1 pseudogene is annotated in these 512 nt (G+C 32.8%); it reads left to right on the forward strand.

From position 1 onward, the window contains the following. A pseudogene (locus tag V7083_RS22200) lies at window positions 1-291 on the forward strand (hypothetical protein); the annotation flags it as partial. Window positions 292-512 lie beyond the last annotated feature (221 nt).

Raw genomic sequence — 512 nt, forward strand, 5'->3', positions numbered from 1 at the left:
GAAGATTTAAAGATTGAATTACTACAACTCAACCATGTTACCGAGTTAAAGGATTTCAATGGAAATGTTGAACCAATTGCTGGATGGCAATCAACTAAATTCAATGAAAAGTATCCAATAACTCAACTTCAGTTTTCAAATAAAGGCACAGATTTAGAATATAAAACCATTATTAACACCTCCATTTCTAATGGGCTAAAAAATTATACTTTCAAGAATGAATCTGAAAAAGATATTTTGACAGTTACCTATAAGAATAACGATAAAGAAACTATTATATTAAACAACTAAATTTATGGAAGCAAGTTTCTCTTGCTTCTTTTTTCTATATATGTTTACTTGTACATTGATAGTCCTGTGCCAATAGAAACAGCACCCGTTCGTAATATTAGGTTAGTCAGCTTTTTCTGGTTGACCTTTTTGAATATGGTCTCATTATTACGGTAGTCGGGTAGAACGTTGCACCCGTGGAACTCGATTCCGTCAACTAAACTGTTCACCCCCTACTTGTA

It is taken from the genome of Bacillus sp. JJ1764 (genome assembly GCF_036962145.1).
GTDB lineage: Bacteria > Bacillota > Bacilli > Bacillales > Cytobacillaceae > Neobacillus.